The organism is Arthrobacter russicus (genome assembly GCF_031454135.1).
GTDB lineage: Bacteria > Actinomycetota > Actinomycetes > Actinomycetales > Micrococcaceae > Renibacterium > Renibacterium russicum.
In genome coordinates, this window is the sequence record NZ_JAVDQF010000001.1 from 3686804 (window position 1) to 3700804 (window position 14001).

A 14001-nucleotide genomic window follows, 5' to 3' on the forward strand; every position below is an offset into this window, starting at 1 on the left:
ATGCGTTTGGGATAGCGTTGTGTCGTTTCGATAGCGTTTCGACTGCCAAAAGGCTATCGCAGATGCAAAACGCTATCCGAGACTGATGATGCTGCTGTTGAGTTCGGCAGTGGCTCCGGTGAAGGAGTCATAGATGCTGGCCGCGAGTTCATCGACGTGCGTGTAGCCCGGGAACTTGCGCTCCGGTTGCGCGGCTTTCATTTCTTCGGTCAAAAGCGCCTTGACGCGGAAAATGACGGCGGCTGCGGCCGCGGAATTGCGGCCTTCGACTACTTTGGCGAAGCCGTCGGCAAGCGCCAGCGTCCAGGCTTCGGCTGCGGCTTTGGCCGCGACGTAGTTGGCGTTCGACGCCGTCGGCTTGGCGAGGCCAGTCGAGGAGACGATGGCGAGCCGGCCGGAATTCTCCACCAGCTCGGTGAAGAACTCGCGGCTGGTCAGCCGCAAGGTCTGGATGACGTTGTTCGACAGGAAGTCCCAATCGGCGTCGTCCTGTTCCGGAATCGAGCCGCCGCCGCGCCAACCGCCCACCAGGTGGGCGAGTCCGTGGACCGGGCCGTATTTCGCCGCGATTTCTGCGTGCAGACGCGCCACGTCGTCGGCGCTGGAGAGATCGGCGACCATCGCCACCGCGCCGCTGATGCCGGCAGCGGCGGCGATCCGCTCGGCCGAGGAGCCGACGGTGAGCACCCGGTGCCCGGCCGCAACGAAGACCTTGGCGGTGGCAACGCCGGCGGCCGAGGAGCCGCCGGCGATCAGAATATTCTTCATGCCCCCATTGTCTCTGCCGTGCCGGCCGGATCGGCGATGCTGTCCTTGCCGGTAATTCCGGTGGTGGATTCGATCACGGTGCGCATCTTCTTTTCCAACGCTTCATAGAACATCGAGAGCGGGAATTCGTCGTCGAGCACCTGATCGGTGAGTGCGCGCGGCGGTTCGTTGAGCGGCAGCGCGTCCGGGCCCTTGGCCCAGACCGAAGCCGGGTTCGGCGTCACGGTTTCCGAAACCAGTTCATACGCAGCCAACCAGTGCGCGGTCTTCGGCCGGTCGATGGACCGCCAGTACAGATCGTGGATCTTCTCGCCCAGTGCCACGACGACGTCGGCGACCTCGTCCCAGTCGATGGTCAGTTTGGTGTCGGTCCAGTGCAGCACATGGTGCTGGTGCATCCAGGCGAAGAGCAGCTGGCCGCCGAGTCCGTCATAATTGCGCACCCGGGAACCGGTGATCGCGAAGCGGAAAATCCGGTCGAAAATCACCGCGTACTGGACCAATTTGGCGTATTTGCGCACGTCTTCGGAGGCGTTTTCGTCCTTTTCGAGCTTCACCGATTCGCTGAACGCGGTCAGATCGCAGCGCAGCTCCTCCAAGGAGTACAGGAAGTACGGCATCCGCTGCTTGATCATGAACGGATCGAAGGGCAAATCGCCGCGCATATGCGTGCGGTCATGGATCAGGTCCCACATCACGAAGGTTTCCTGGGTGAGCTTCTGGTCATCGAGGAACTCCGCGGCATCGGCGGGCAGCTCCAGAGAGGTGATTTCCGCTGCGGCCTTGAGCACTTTGCGGAACCGGGCAGCCTCGCGGTCTTGGAAGATCGCGCCCCAGGTGAACTTCGGCGTTTCCCGCACCGCGACCGACTCCGGGAACAGCACCGCGGAGTTCGTGTCGTAGCCGGGCGTGAAATCGATGAAATTGATCGGTACGAAGAGCCGGTTGGAATAGGCGCCGGCTTCCAGCTCAGCGATGAACTCCGGCCAGACGACCTTGATCAGCACTGCTTCGACGAAGCGGTTGCTCGAACCGTTCTGGGTGTACATCGGGAAGACCACGAGGTGACCCAAGCCGTCGATCCGGTGCGCTTGCGGTTGGAATGCCAGCAACGAGTCGAGGAAATCCGGCACGCCGAAGCCGGTCGCGGCCCAGCGCCGGAAATCCTCCACCAGCAAGGAAAGGTACTCGGCATCGTGCGGGAAGCTCGGGGCGAGGGCTTCGACCGAGGCGGTGATCGCGGCGACCAATTCGCCGGCCCGGGGCAGATCCGCCGCTTCCGGAACCGATCCGTCCTTGATTTGGAGGCCCTGCAGTTCAGTTGCTGCGCGCTTGAGCTGCAACCAAGCCGAGCCATGGGCAATCGCCTCGAGGTCTGGCGCACTGGTAGGGGCGATGCTTTCCGGGGCAGTCACAGTCTGGGTCATGGCTCGGTCCTTTCAGGTGTTCTTGATGATTTCTTTACACCGTAACAAGGGATCATCAAATCTTATGCCTGAATGCTTGGAAAGATAAGTGATGCTGTTGCTAAAGCTCTCTGCCGCGGCTCTGACCACGAGCAGTGCAGGCGCTCGGCCGAAACGGCGGCGCGGTGGCCCGCCGGGCATGAAAATACCGCCTGCCTGGCCGGGGCCTGCAGGCGGTATTTCGATTCGGTGCTTATCCGACGGTGGCTTGCCGAATCACTCTGCGGGCACCAGCTTCATGGACAGGGAATTGATGCAGTACCGCTTGTCCGTGGGGGTGCCGTAGCCTTCGCCTTCGAACACGTGGCCCAAATGCGAATCGCAGTTCGCGCAACGCACTTCGACCCGGTCCATGCCCATCGACCGGTCGTGGATGTAACGCACGGTGCCTTCTTCGGCGGGGGCGAAGAACGACGGCCAGCCGCAGTGCGAATCGAACTTTTCCTTGCTGCGGAACAACTCCGCGCCGCAGGCCCGGCACTGGTAGACGCCTTCGGTATGCGTATCGGTGTATTCGCCGGTGTAAGCGCGTTCGGTTCCGGATTCGCGGAGTACCCGGTATTCCTCCGGGCTGAGTTCGGCCCGCCACTGCGCATCGGTTTTCACCACGGCGGGGGTGTAGCTGTTCTGGAAGTAGCCAGCATTCGAATCAGTCATGTCCGGTTAACGCTCAGGAGTCGCCAATAAATCCCGAACCGGCATACAAATGCAGCACCGGCAGGCCGAGCTTGGTTTGCGCCTGAGTGGCCCAATCGGTGCGGAAGGTGTCCTCCACGGCATGCGGTTCGGTGATCACCACCGCTTGGCGCGCGCTGCTCGACTGGACCTCGGCGACCAGCCCGGCCACCGCGTCGCCGTCCAAGATTTTCCCGAACACCGTTGCGCCGCTGGTTTCCAGCGCGGCGACCGATGTCTGCAGCGTCTGCACTGCCTGGCTGCGTGCCTCTTCGGCGCTCTGCCGGCCGCTGATCTCCTTGAGCGCGGCGGGAATGTCCCACAGGCTCAATTGGTCGATCACATCCACGAGCAAGTTCCGCCGGACGTCCGCAGGAACCAGCACGGTCAGCTCGATCTGCTCCCCGTCTTCGTAGAGCCCGGTGATGTTTTCCACATCGATGGCGGCCAGTGCGGCTTCGGTGAGGATGATGATGCGTTCAGTCATGGCACAAGCGTATCGGCTCGGCCCGCTGTGTCGACTCGACGGCGCCGGCGAACTCGGCGAGAATGGACGCATGGCGGCTGTCCAGGATCCGGATCACACAGGCACGGCGGGCGGCTGGCTCAAATGGGCGGCCCTCGGAGCGGCGGCCGGCGCCGGAGCGCTTTCGCTCGCTGCGGCAGGAGGCTCTGCCCTGGCCGGCTATTTCGCTCGCCGGGTGGTCACGCCGGAGCGGGTGCAGCCGGAGGACCTGCCGATTCTCGCGGTGCTCCGGGAAGCCGACGAACTCCACATCGTGTTCCCGGCAACCGAAGAGACGATCGTGGACGGCTGGTACGGCCTGAGTTTCACCGGAGGCACTGGATTCGCCCGGATCGGGCCGATCCGTTCCTATGTGCCCCGCGAAGGCACGGTGACCAGAGTGGTCGACCGGGTGCTCGCCGGCAACCTGCACGAAGCGCTCCGCGGCCGTTGGACCGGAGCGCTCTACCGCAGCCCCGCGGAGCTCGGACTGCCGGCCCAGGACGTGCTGATCGACTTGCCGGTGGGCCCGGCCCCGGCCTGGGTGATCCAGCCGAATCCCGGCACCGAGATTCCGACCTGGGCGATCATGGTGCACGGGCGCGGAGTGCAGCGTTCGGAAGGTTTGCGTGCGGTGCGGACCACGCAGGATTTGGGCATGACCTGCCTGTTGATGTCCTACCGGAACGACGGCGATGCTCCGGACGCCGAAGACGGCCGTTATTCCTTGGGCCTGACCGAGTGGCGCGATCTGGAAGCCGGGATCGAATACGCTTTGCAGCACGGAGCGAAAGACGTGGTGCTTTTCGGCTATTCGATGGGTGGTGCGATTTCACTGCAGTTGCTGGACCGGAGCCGCTACCGGCGCAATGTCCTGGCCCTGGTGCTGGACGGGCCGGTGATCAACTGGGTCGATGTGCTGGCCCATCAGGCCACGGTGAACCGGGTTCCGGCGGCGATCGGCCGGTATGGCCAGCTGATCCTGAGCCATCCGCTGGGCCGCCGGATCACCGGGCTCGCCGCGCCGCTGGATTTGAAAAGCCTGGACTGGGTCAGCCGGGCCCAGGAGCTGCGGACGCCGACATTGATCCTGCACAGCAAGGACGACGATTTCGTGCCGTACGGTCCGTCCGCGGAATTGGCCCGGCGCAATCCGGAATTGGTCGATTTCGTCGAATTCGATGCCGCGGCGCACACCCGGGAATGGAACGTGGACCCGGAGCGCTGGGACGCGGTGGTCAAAGCCTGGCTCGGGCCGAAGCTGGGCCGTTACGAGTTGCCGCGGGACAATGTTCCGGAGGAGTTCCGCGACTGAGTGCACCGCCGGCCCCGACCGGGGTTCATGCGGTGATCCGGCCGGACACCTCGGCGAGTTTGACCACGGTCCCGCCACCGCCCGGATGCCGGAAAACCGGGGCCGGGCATGGGTTTCCTCCGGATCGGCTGGGCATTTTGATTCGTTGAGCGAACTTCATGCTACGGTTTCGCTAATTTAGTTCACCCCACGAACCACTGAGCCGATGAGCCACGGTGCATCGCCGAAAGTGAGGGCAGCATGTCGCTACCGGGTTCTGCCTCCGGCGGTCCGGATCCGGCCGGGCAGACGAGGGCCAAACTGGCGAGGGTTCCCGGGCTGGCCGTCGCCGCAGCCGGGACGTTGCTTGCTTTGGTCCTGTTCACCGGTCCGCTGTCCAGCACCCCGACGCTGAGCCGACTGCTCGGCGCGGATGCCGCACAGCAGTCCTGGATCCTGAGTTCGACCTCGCTCGGGTTGGCGGTGGCGCTGATTGCCAGCGGATCGCTGGGCGATGAGTGGGGCCGGCGCCGGGTCTTCCTGCTGGGCACAATGTTGGGAACCGCTGGCTCGCTGCTGTGTTTCGCCGCCGCGGCGGTGCCGCCCGGTGCGGCCGCGGCAATCTTCATTGCCGGCCGGGTGGTCCAAGGGCTCGGCGCTGCGGCGATGATCTCCTGCAGCGCGGCGCTGATCGCCGCGGGAGCTGCCGATGCGGTGCAACGGACCAAAGCGATGGGGGTCTGGGGCGCTGCGGTGTCCTTGGGCATCGCGCTCGGGCCGATGCTCGGTGCGATCACCTCGGATGCCGGGATCTGGTACTTGGCTTATGCGGTGATGGCGGTCAGCGGGGCGGCCCTGGCGATCTGGGGGCGGCTGCGCCTCGCCGAATCGAAAGCTGCAGAACCCCGGCCCGTCGACTGGACCGGCGCCTTGCTGTTGGCTGCGGCCTTGGCACTGATCTTGACCGGGTTGACCGAAGGACGCCGCGGCTGGGGGCAATGGGGCGTGCTCGCCGCTTTGGCCGCCGGCGGTCTGCTGCTCCTGGTTTTCGGCTGGCAGCAATGGCGCGGCAAGGACCCGATGCTGGATCTGCGGATCTTCCGGCTGCCGGGATTGCTGGGGGCTTCCGTGGCGGCGTTCGCGATGGGCGCCGGCGCGATCACCATGATGAGTTATGCCAGCGTGATCTTATTGCAGGACTACGGATTGCCCGCTGTGGTCGCGGCCATGTGCCTGGCCGTGTGGGCCGTGGTCGGAATTTTCGCCTCGCTGCTGGCGCGCAGGCTGCCGCACGGGTTCGACGGTCCAGGCCGGTTCGCCGTCGGGTTCCTGCTCTGCGTCATCGGATTCCTGCCCTGGGCGTTCCTGCGTTTCGGTGCCGGTCTGCTGCTGCCGGTCCTGGGGCTGGTCGTCGCCGGAGCCGGAACCGGCTTGGTCAATGCCACGCTGGGCCGCGAAGCGGTGGCGCACCTGGCTGCCCGGCAAGCCGGCATGGGCTCCGGGTTGAACAACACCGTGCGCTATCTCGGTTCCGCGATCGGGGTCACGGTTTTCGGGGTTCTGGCCACGGCCGGGTTGGGCGCGCGGGCGGCGACCATCGGAACCTCGGCCGCTGCGGTCGAGGGCTGGGACCGGGCAGTCTGGGCCTGCCTCGGAGTGATGCTGCTCGCTGTGCTCCTGGTGCTGTGCTGCGGGCGGGCGATGCGGATCGCGGAACGGGCTGCCGCCGGTACCGTGCGCTAGGCCTTCGCGATCGCCGCGACGTCGGCCGGAATCAGCCGGGCCAATTCGGCCGGGGCGAGTTCGATTTCCAGGCCGCGCCGCCCCGCGGAGCAGAAGACGGTCTCGAAATCGAAACTGCTTTCGTCGAGCACCGTGCGATGCGGATGCTTCGAACCCAAGGGTGATATCCCGCCGAGTACATAACCGGTGCGGCGCTGCGCCAGCAGCGGGTCGGCCAACTCGGCCTTTTTCGCGCCGAGCAGGCCCGCCAAAGCCTTCAGATCGAGGCTGCCGGAAACCGGGACCACGGCGGCCAGCAGCACCGGATCGGGTTCGCCCGGCAATCCGCTGACCGAGACCATCAGAGTTTTGAAGACCCGCTCCGGTGCGACGCCGAGCGCCGAGGCGGCTTCCAGACCATAGGCCGGAGCAGAAGCCGCATGCGGAAAACTGTGCAGCCGATAGCGTACCCCGGCCGCGTCGAGCAGATCTGTGGCCGGGGTGCCGCTGGGGCTCCGTTTTGGCATGGCCTCAGGCGGCGTCCAAATCCCGCAGTTGGCGCTTGATCCGGCCGAGCATCGCGGACATGCCGCGCAGTCGCAGCGGGGTCAGCGCCCGCATGAGGCCGAGCTTTTCCGGCATGTCGTCCGGTACCGCCAAGATCTCCGCCGAGGTACGGCCGTTGAGTCCTGCATAGAGCACGCTTGCGAAGCCGCGAGTGGTCGGGGCTTCGGCCGGTGCCGAAAAGTACAGCTGCACCGCGCCGTCGTCGGCCTTTTCCAAGGTGAGGAAAAGCGGCGACTGGCATTCGACCACTTGCTCCAGCAACTCCAAGTGGTTTGCCAGCCGCTCCGGCAGCGCAGGCAGGCTGCGGGAGAATTCCAGCAGCAGCTGCAGCCGTTCCTTCTCCTCGAGCGCCTGGAAGTCGTCGATGATCTCCGCCAACGCGGTCGGGATAGCAGTATCAGTCACGTTTCCAGCGTAGTCCTAGACCGTGCCGGGTGCTTCACCCTTGACGATCGGAACCCGTACCGCATTGCCCCACTCGGTCCAGGACCCGTCGTAGTTGCGCACGTTTTCAAAGCCCAGCAGGTGCTTGAGTACGAACCAGGTGTGGCTGGAGCGCTCGCCGATCCGGCAGTACGCCACGACGTCGTCGCCGCTTCTGAGCCCGGCACCGCCGAGGTAGATCGCTTCCAGCTCTTCGCGGCTGCGGAAGGTTCCGTCTTCGGCCGCCGCCTTCGCCCACGGCACCGAAGCGGCGGTCGGGATGTGGCCGCCGCGCAGGGCGCCCTCTTCGGGGTACGCGGGCATCGAGGTCCGGGCCCCGGTGTATTCCTCGGGGGAGCGGACATCGATCAGCGGGCCCTGGCCCAAATGCTGCAGCACATCGTCTTTGAAGGCGCGGATCTCTTCGTCCTCGCGCTCCACCGTGGGATATTCGGCGGCAGCCGGAGCAACGGTCTCGGTGGAAACTTCACGGCCCTCGGCGAGCCACTTGTCCCGGCCGCCGTCGATCAGGCGCACGTCTTCGTGCCCGAACAAGGTGAAGACCCAAAGCGCATAGGCGGCCCACCAATTGGACTTGTCGCCGTAGATGACCACCGTGGTGTCCCGGCCGATCCCTTTGCGGCCGAGCAGTTCGGCGAACGCGGCGCCGTCGATGTAATCACGGGTATCCGGGTCGTTGAGATCGGTATGCCAGTCGATTTTGACCGCCCCCGGAATGTGCCCGGTCTCGTAAAGCAGCACGTCCTCGTCGGATTCCACGATCGCGAGTTCGGCGGTCCCGGTTTTGCCGGCGGCAATCGCATCGGCAACCCATTGCGTGGAGACGAGTCGCTCGGGGTGTGCGTAGCCGGCGAACTTCGTTGCGTTCGCGGCGTCGGTTTCGGGGGCGAGACTCATGGTGGAACTCCTGTCAGATCGGCTGGTCATCGGCGGTGCATCACCTTGGCATCAGCTTAACGATCACGGCAACAAGCACCGAAGCGAATTGCTTCCCGAGGTCACGGAAAGACACATGGCCGCCCCGGTGCCGGTATCCTTGCTGTGCATCGCCGATTCCCGACGGCGGAGCTTTGTGGAGTTTTTTTCGGTGCCGCGGGCACCCGGAATGGATTGATTTTGGTTCAGGTCGAACACCTCGCTACGCGCAAGCCCGCGGTCTCCGTCGACGAGTTGCTGCAGGGTTTCTATCCCTCGCCGCGCTTCGGTGACGTTTCCTTCGACAGCTACCGCCCGGACCCGGCACAGCCCACGCAGAGCACCGTAGTCGAAGCACTGCGGAAGTTCGCGGCGTCGGTGGGCGGCACTGAGGCGCATGGTCTGCGGAAGCTTTTCAGCGCGAAGAAACCCGCATCCCGCGCCGGGATCTACTTGGACGGCGGCTTCGGCGTGGGCAAGACCCACCTGCTGGCCTCGCTCTGGCATGCGGCGCCCGGGCCCAAAGCCTTCGGGACCTTCGTCGAGTACACCAACCTGGTCGGCGCTTTGTCCTTCCGGAAAACCGTGGACGCGCTGAAGCAGTACAAGTTGGTCTGCATCGATGAATTCGAATTGGACGATCCCGGCGACACCGTCTTGATGTCCCGGCTGATGCGTGAGCTGGCCGATGCCGGAGTGAAACTGGCAGCGACCTCCAATACCCTGCCGGGTTCGTTGGGCGAGGGGCGGTTCGCCGCGGTGGACTTCCAGCGCGAGATCCAGGTTCTGGCCGACCAATTCGAGGTATTGCGGATCGACGGCGAAGACTTCCGGCACCGGGGCCTGCCGACGCCGCCGGAACCGTTGGAACCCGCAGCGCTCGACGCCGCGATGGAAAGCGAGTTCGCCGGCAAAACCGTGGCGGTCGACGACTTCGCTGCGCTGCTGGACCACTTGGCCGGGGTCCACCCGAGCCGGTACCGGCAACTGGTCGACGGCATCGATGCCGTGGTCTGGCGGAATGTGCAGACCATCACCGAGCAGAGCGTGGCCCTGCGTTTCGTGGTGCTCGCAGACCGGCTCTACGATCGGGATGTGCCGATCCTGGCCAGCGGGGTGCCGTTCGACCAGCTGTTCAGTGCTGAGATGATGGCCGGCGGGTATTTGAAGAAGTATTTCCGCGCGGTGTCCAGGCTGACCGCTTTGGCCCGCGAGGCGCAGAAAGCGGCCTGAACCGGCGGCCGGATCCGGCATCGGCTCAGGCTGGCCGGTCCGGAACCGGCGGGGCCGGCGCCTCGGGAACCGGGACGGGGCGGGGATTCCGGGCAGCCAGCAGCCAGCGGACCAAGAGCCCGGCGAGCAAAGCCCAGAAAGCCGCACCAATGCCGCCGAAGCTCAAGCCGGAGGCGGCCAGCAAAAACGTGATCCCGGCAGCGACCCGTTCTTCGAGTTGCGCGAATGCCGCCGAAATCGAGCCGATGAAGGTCGACATCAAGGCCAGGCCGGCAACGGTTTCGATCACGCCGCGCGGAGCGGCCACGACCACGGTGACCAGTGCGGCGGACAGCGCCGCCAGTGCCAAATAGGCCCAGCCGGCACTGAACGCGGCGATCCAGCGCCGGTTTTTGTCCGGTCCGGCTTCGTCGCCGGCGGCCAGCGCCGCGCTGAGCGCGGCCAGGTTGATCGCGTGCCCGCCAAACGGCGCGCCGAGCACGGTGCCGAGCCCGGTCACCAGCATCGACGGGCGCCACGGGGTGCGGAATCCGAAGGAGCCGAGGACCGCGACGCCCGGGATGTTCTGCGAAGCCATGGTCACGACGAACAGCGGCAAAGCGATGCCGACCATGGCCTGCCAGCTGAACCCCGGGGTGGTCCAGGTGAACGCGGGCAGCATGCTGCCGATGGCGATCCGGGTTCCGCTGCTGGCCAGCGAGATCCCGATCACCAGCAAAGCCACGGCGAACGCCACCGGCACGGCCCAACGGGCGGCGACTTTGACCATGATGAGCCAACTGAGGATCACCGGTGCGATCAGCAGGGGATTGGCGCTGAGCGCGCTGAAAGGCTGCAAACACAGCGAAAGCACGACACCGGCCAGCATCGCCTGGGCCAGCGCGCTGGGGATTCGGCTCAGCAATTGGCCGAAAGCCGGCAGCAACCCGGTCAGGATGATCAGCAGCCCGACGAGCAGGAAGGCGCCGACGGCCGCGGGCCAACCGCCGTCGACGGTGCCGGTGCTGACCAGCAGCGCCGCACCCGGGGTGGACCAGGCCAAGGTGATCGGAAGCCGGCTGCGCCAGGCGAGGAAGACGATGCCGAGCCCGAAGGCCACGGTCAGCGCGAGCAGCCCCGAGGCGGCTTGCGCGTCGTCGGCGCCGACTGCGTGCAAACCGGCGAGCACCACCGCGAAAGAGGAAGTGAAACCGACCAATGCGGTGACGATTCCGGCAACCACTGGACGCGAGAGGCTAGGGCTCAGGGTACTTGCGGGCATGCTGGATCCTCGGGCTAGATCGATCGGTTCGGAACGATCCTAGGCCCTAGCCGCTCCGAAACAAGTGCCGGCTAAGCATTTTTGGCCGCAATTCGGGGCCGCACGACGGGGCACAGCCGAGAGGGGGGGGCAGTTGGCGGGGACCGGTTAAACGCCAAAGGTGCCGGTGTCGCCTCTCGGCGGTGCCGGCACCCCTTTGACAAATCGTGGAACCGGGACTCAGCCCTGCTGCGCTTCGCCTTCCGGCGCCGCTTCAGCGGCAGGAGGTGCTTCTGCCGGAGCCTCCGGGGCAGCTTCGGCGTTTCCACCGGAAAGCTTGTCCACGAGACCTCCGACAGTGCTCTGAACCGAGTCGATTTGGTCTTTGAACTTGTCACCGGTCTTGCTGTCGATGAAATCGCCAGCCTTCTCGATGCCGTCCTTGATGGCGTCTTTATTGCCACCGACCAAATCCCCGGCTTTGCCCTTGATTTCGTCAAATAAACCCACGGGCACCTCCTTTCGATTACCGGAGCCAGATCGCCCCTCTGCATTGATCCTAGTCCGCGGGCTGCGGGCATTGCTAGAGCCTGTCGCAGATCTTCGCCGAACTACGCCGAGGGCGAATGTGAAAGGATTGGATCGCCGAAGGCACCCGGACGAGGTGCGCCGTACCCGGCCAGCGACAAGACGGCGCAAGGAGTGAATCATGGCATGGATTATTTTGGTGATTTCCGGCGTCCTGGAAGCGGTGTGGGCAACGGCCCTGGGCAAGTCCGAAGGGTTCAGCAAGCTCTGGCCCAGCGTCGTCTTCGGGGTCTCGGTCACTGCGAGCATGATCGGCTTGGCCTGGGCGATGCGCACGCTGCCGGTGGGTACCGCTTATGCGGTGTGGGTGGGCATCGGCGCGGTATTGACCGTGGCCTATGCCATGCTGACCGGGACTGAGACCGTGTCCTTGCTCAAGATCCTCTTGCTGCTGGGCATCGTGGGCTGCGTGATCGGGCTCAAACTGCTGCACTGATCTGCTGCCCCCCGCGATCCGTGGGCCGAGGTGTGCTCGGGGCGCGGACGTTATCGGATTAAGCCGATGGTGGGCTAGAGACCAGGTTAAACGAGTGCGGCCCCGGTGTTTCAACCGGGGCCGCACTTTTGGTGGGCGATACTGGGATCGAACCAGTGACCTCTTCCGTGTCAGGGAAGCGCGCTACCGCTGCGCCAATCGCCCAAAAACAGTCGTGCACACATGCAGCACTCGAGGTGGGAACGGGATTCGAACCCGTGTACGCGGCTTTGCAGGCCGCTGCCTCGCCTCTCGGCCACCCCACCGTGTTGTCAAACTCCGGAACAATTAGACTAGCTAGCCGTTGAACCGGGCACGATCGACAGTTTCCTGCGAGCGGATGACGAGATTCGAACTCGCGACCCTCACCTTGGCAAGGTGATGCTCTACCACTGAGCCACATCCGCAGAAGGAACCAGTTTGCACTGTGATTCCGGGTTTTTCGAGCCGGCCGATTGGCCTTTTCGAAGAACATTTCCTCGTGTTCCTGCGAGTAAAAACTCTATAGGACGATCGGGCAAACGCAAAATCCGCATTTCGGCAGAGTGTCGGGCTGCCGGAAATTTCCCGGAATGACGCGGATTCCGCCGACGTCGACAAGAATATTCCGGGATTTTGCCGAAACCACGGCTTCGGCCTGCTGCGGAGGGTGCCGAGATCGGGGCCGGCGTCGATGAGCCAGAAGCGTCGGATGGCGCGCGCAAATTCCCCGATTAGGCGCTGGGCCGAGAAATCCGCTACGATCTTTTAGCAGCTTGCGGGCGATTGGCGCAGTGGTAGCGCGCTTCGTTCACACCGAAGAGGTCACTGGTTCGAACCCAGTATCGCCCACCGCAACGAAAGGCCCCGGACTCAGGTCCGGGGCCTTTCGTTGTCCGGCAGCAGGCCGGTCGAAAACTCGGCACTGGACGTCGCGCGACTGTTATCGTGAGGCAATCACTCGGAGTCCGAACCCGAGGGCCAGCGAAGGAGCTGATCCCAGATGAAATACGCCCGCGCCCGATTGCTCGGCTACGGAGTGTTGATCTGCGCGCTGGGCGTGCTGTTCATCCTAGTGGCGACGAACCTCTCCGCTTACCTGTTCGGGCTGCTGGGCCGCCCGGATCCGATCGCCGGGGTACTCATCGACTACCTGATCACGCTCCTGCGGTTCGGCATGGTCCCGCTCGGCGCAATGCTGATTGCCGCCGGAATCGCGATCCACCTGCTCGATCGCGGCCGGGAAATCGAGGCGGCCGGCACCGGATCCGCGGAGCTGCCGAGCGCCGATGGAACCCCTTCGGACAACCCGAAACTGATCGACTAAACACTCCGCCGGCCGTAGGGTTGGCAGCACGGGACGGAAGAAGGGCGGGCTCCATGGGCCAGTGGATCGAGTTGGGCGACCAGGCCGGCGAACTCGGCGGCAATCCGCAACTGCGCGGCTATCTCGCGACACCCGAGGGTGCAGGGCCTTGGCCCGGTGTGGTGATGATCCATGAAGCGACCGGTCTCGACGCGATCCAAGAACGGCATGCCGAGCGTTTGGCGCGTGCCGGGTACCTGACCCTGGCCGCGGATCTCTACTCCGGCGGGAACATGCGCAGTTGTCTGGTGGCAACCATGAGGTCCTTGGTGCAGGGCCAGGGCCGGGCTTTCCAGGACATCGAAGCCTCCCGGCAATGGCTGTTGGCCAGTGCCGACTGCACCGGGCAGACCGGTGTGATCGGATTCTGCATGGGTGGCGGGTTCGCCTTGCTGACCGCCAAAGACGGCCATGCCGTGGCGTCGGTGAACTACGGACGACTGCCCAAGACCGACGCGGCGCTCGCCGAAGCCCTGGCCGGCTCCTGCCCGATCGTGGCGAGCTACGGGGCCAAAGACCGTACCTTGCGCGGCGCCGCAACCCGGTTGGAGAAGGCGCTCGACGACGCTGGCGTGCCGCACCAGGTCACCGAGTATCCGGCGGCCGGACATGCCTTCCTCAATGACGAAAAATCCGGTCCCTGGATCATGCAGCCGCTGCTCGCGGTGCTCGGCATCGGCCCGGAGCCGGAATCCGCAGCAGTCGCCTGGCAACGGATCGAAGACTATTTCCAAGCGCACCTCAAAGCCGGTTAACCGGTTCAA

At 65.0% G+C, this 14001-nt stretch carries 16 protein-coding genes, 4 tRNA genes and 1 riboswitch; of the genes, 8 read left to right on the plus strand and 12 right to left on the minus strand.

The window, feature by feature from the left end; genetic code table 11:
- Nucleotides 1-72: 72 nt before the first annotated feature.
- From JOE69_RS17195 to JOE69_RS17210, 4 genes are all read right to left on the minus strand, one after another.
- A complete protein-coding gene (locus JOE69_RS17195) occupies nucleotides 73-768 on the minus strand; it encodes an SDR family NAD(P)-dependent oxidoreductase (RefSeq protein WP_309800840.1) in 696 nt (231 codons plus the stop codon).
- Nucleotides 765-2195: a DUF6421 family protein gene (locus tag JOE69_RS17200; RefSeq protein WP_309800843.1), complete on the minus strand. Its 1431-nt coding sequence runs from the start codon at nucleotides 2193-2195 to the stop codon at nucleotides 765-767. The genes JOE69_RS17195 and JOE69_RS17200 overlap by 4 nt, the downstream gene beginning before the upstream one ends.
- 255 nt (nucleotides 2196-2450) lie before the next feature.
- The gene (gene msrB, locus JOE69_RS17205) at nucleotides 2451-2891 is read right to left on the minus strand and encodes a peptide-methionine (R)-S-oxide reductase MsrB (protein WP_296361553.1); all 441 of its coding nucleotides are present in this window, start codon (nucleotides 2889-2891) and stop codon (nucleotides 2451-2453) included.
- Between the two features lie 13 nt (nucleotides 2892-2904).
- Entirely contained in the window at nucleotides 2905-3396 is a 492-nt protein-coding gene (locus JOE69_RS17210) for a hypothetical protein (protein ID WP_296361555.1), read from the minus strand.
- A gap of 70 nt (nucleotides 3397-3466) precedes the next feature.
- Between JOE69_RS17210 and JOE69_RS17215 the strand changes: the two genes are divergently transcribed.
- Nucleotides 3467-4729, plus strand: coding sequence for an alpha/beta hydrolase family protein (locus JOE69_RS17215; RefSeq protein ID WP_309800846.1), 1263 nt, complete (start codon nucleotides 3467-3469; stop codon nucleotides 4727-4729).
- 240 nt (nucleotides 4730-4969) lie between these two features.
- Nucleotides 4970-6451, plus strand: a complete 1482-nt coding sequence (locus JOE69_RS17220) for an MFS transporter (RefSeq protein WP_309800849.1) — start codon at nucleotides 4970-4972, stop codon at nucleotides 6449-6451.
- On the opposite strand, the gene JOE69_RS17225 is transcribed toward JOE69_RS17220, so the two are convergent.
- From JOE69_RS17225 to JOE69_RS17235, 3 genes are read right to left on the minus strand one after another with little or no spacing between them, the layout of a single operon-like run.
- Nucleotides 6448-6957 (minus strand): aminoacyl-tRNA deacylase, encoded by a 510-nt coding sequence (locus JOE69_RS17225; protein ID WP_309800851.1) that lies wholly within the window; start codon nucleotides 6955-6957, stop codon nucleotides 6448-6450. The genes JOE69_RS17220 and JOE69_RS17225 overlap by 4 nt on opposite strands.
- A gap of 4 nt (nucleotides 6958-6961) precedes the next feature.
- A complete protein-coding gene (locus JOE69_RS17230; RefSeq protein WP_309800853.1) occupies nucleotides 6962-7402 on the minus strand; it encodes a SufE family protein in 441 nt (146 codons plus the stop codon).
- 15 nt (nucleotides 7403-7417) lie between these two features.
- On the minus strand, nucleotides 7418-8338 hold the full coding sequence (locus JOE69_RS17235; RefSeq protein ID WP_309800856.1) for a sulfurtransferase: 921 nt from the start codon (nucleotides 8336-8338) through the stop codon (nucleotides 7418-7420).
- Between JOE69_RS17235 and JOE69_RS17240 the strand changes: the two genes are divergently transcribed.
- Nucleotides 8337-8555: a hypothetical protein gene (locus JOE69_RS17240; protein WP_309800860.1), complete on the plus strand. Its 219-nt coding sequence runs from the start codon at nucleotides 8337-8339 to the stop codon at nucleotides 8553-8555. The two genes, JOE69_RS17235 and JOE69_RS17240, sit on opposite strands and share 2 nt — an antisense overlap.
- 2 nt (nucleotides 8556-8557) lie before the next feature.
- Entirely contained in the window at nucleotides 8558-9589 is a 1032-nt protein-coding gene (zapE, locus tag JOE69_RS17245; RefSeq protein ID WP_309800863.1) for a cell division protein ZapE, read from the plus strand.
- Nucleotides 9590-9614: 25 nt separating this feature from the next.
- On the opposite strand, the gene JOE69_RS17250 is transcribed toward zapE, so the two are convergent.
- Both JOE69_RS17250 and JOE69_RS17255 read right to left on the minus strand, forming a co-directional pair.
- The gene (locus JOE69_RS17250; protein WP_309800865.1) at nucleotides 9615-10850 is read right to left on the minus strand and encodes a benzoate/H(+) symporter BenE family transporter; all 1236 of its coding nucleotides are present in this window, start codon (nucleotides 10848-10850) and stop codon (nucleotides 9615-9617) included.
- A 219-nt stretch (nucleotides 10851-11069) separates the two neighbouring features.
- Nucleotides 11070-11339 carry an antitoxin gene (locus JOE69_RS17255; RefSeq protein ID WP_296361572.1) on the minus strand — a complete coding sequence of 90 codons (270 nt, stop codon included), beginning with the start codon at nucleotides 11337-11339 and terminating at the stop codon, nucleotides 11070-11072.
- Nucleotides 11340-11468: 129 nt separating this feature from the next.
- Nucleotides 11469-11529, plus strand: a riboswitch (guanidine-III (ykkC-III) riboswitch).
- A gap of 9 nt (nucleotides 11530-11538) precedes the next feature.
- On the opposite strand from JOE69_RS17255, the gene JOE69_RS17260 reads away from it, so the two are divergent.
- Nucleotides 11539-11853: a DMT family transporter gene (locus JOE69_RS17260; RefSeq protein WP_296361573.1), complete on the plus strand. Its 315-nt coding sequence runs from the start codon at nucleotides 11539-11541 to the stop codon at nucleotides 11851-11853.
- Between the two features lie 129 nt (nucleotides 11854-11982).
- On the opposite strand, the gene JOE69_RS17265 is transcribed toward JOE69_RS17260, so the two are convergent.
- The 3 genes from JOE69_RS17265 to JOE69_RS17275 form a co-directional block, all read right to left on the minus strand.
- Nucleotides 11983-12057: transfer RNA gene (locus tag JOE69_RS17265), tRNA-Val, on the minus strand.
- Nucleotides 12058-12087: 30 nt separating this feature from the next.
- Nucleotides 12088-12158, minus strand: a tRNA-Cys gene (locus tag JOE69_RS17270).
- Nucleotides 12159-12227: 69 nt separating this feature from the next.
- Nucleotides 12228-12299 (minus strand) — tRNA-Gly (locus JOE69_RS17275).
- Between the two features lie 352 nt (nucleotides 12300-12651).
- Here JOE69_RS17275 and JOE69_RS17280 point away from each other — a divergent pair.
- From JOE69_RS17280 to JOE69_RS17290, 3 genes are all read left to right on the plus strand, one after another.
- A tRNA-Val gene (locus JOE69_RS17280) sits at nucleotides 12652-12723 on the plus strand.
- 151 nt (nucleotides 12724-12874) lie between these two features.
- Nucleotides 12875-13198, plus strand: coding sequence for a hypothetical protein (locus tag JOE69_RS17285; protein ID WP_309800868.1), 324 nt, complete (start codon nucleotides 12875-12877; stop codon nucleotides 13196-13198).
- A gap of 53 nt (nucleotides 13199-13251) precedes the next feature.
- Entirely contained in the window at nucleotides 13252-13992 is a 741-nt protein-coding gene (locus tag JOE69_RS17290) for a dienelactone hydrolase family protein (protein ID WP_309800870.1), read from the plus strand.
- Nucleotides 13993-14001 lie beyond the last annotated feature (9 nt).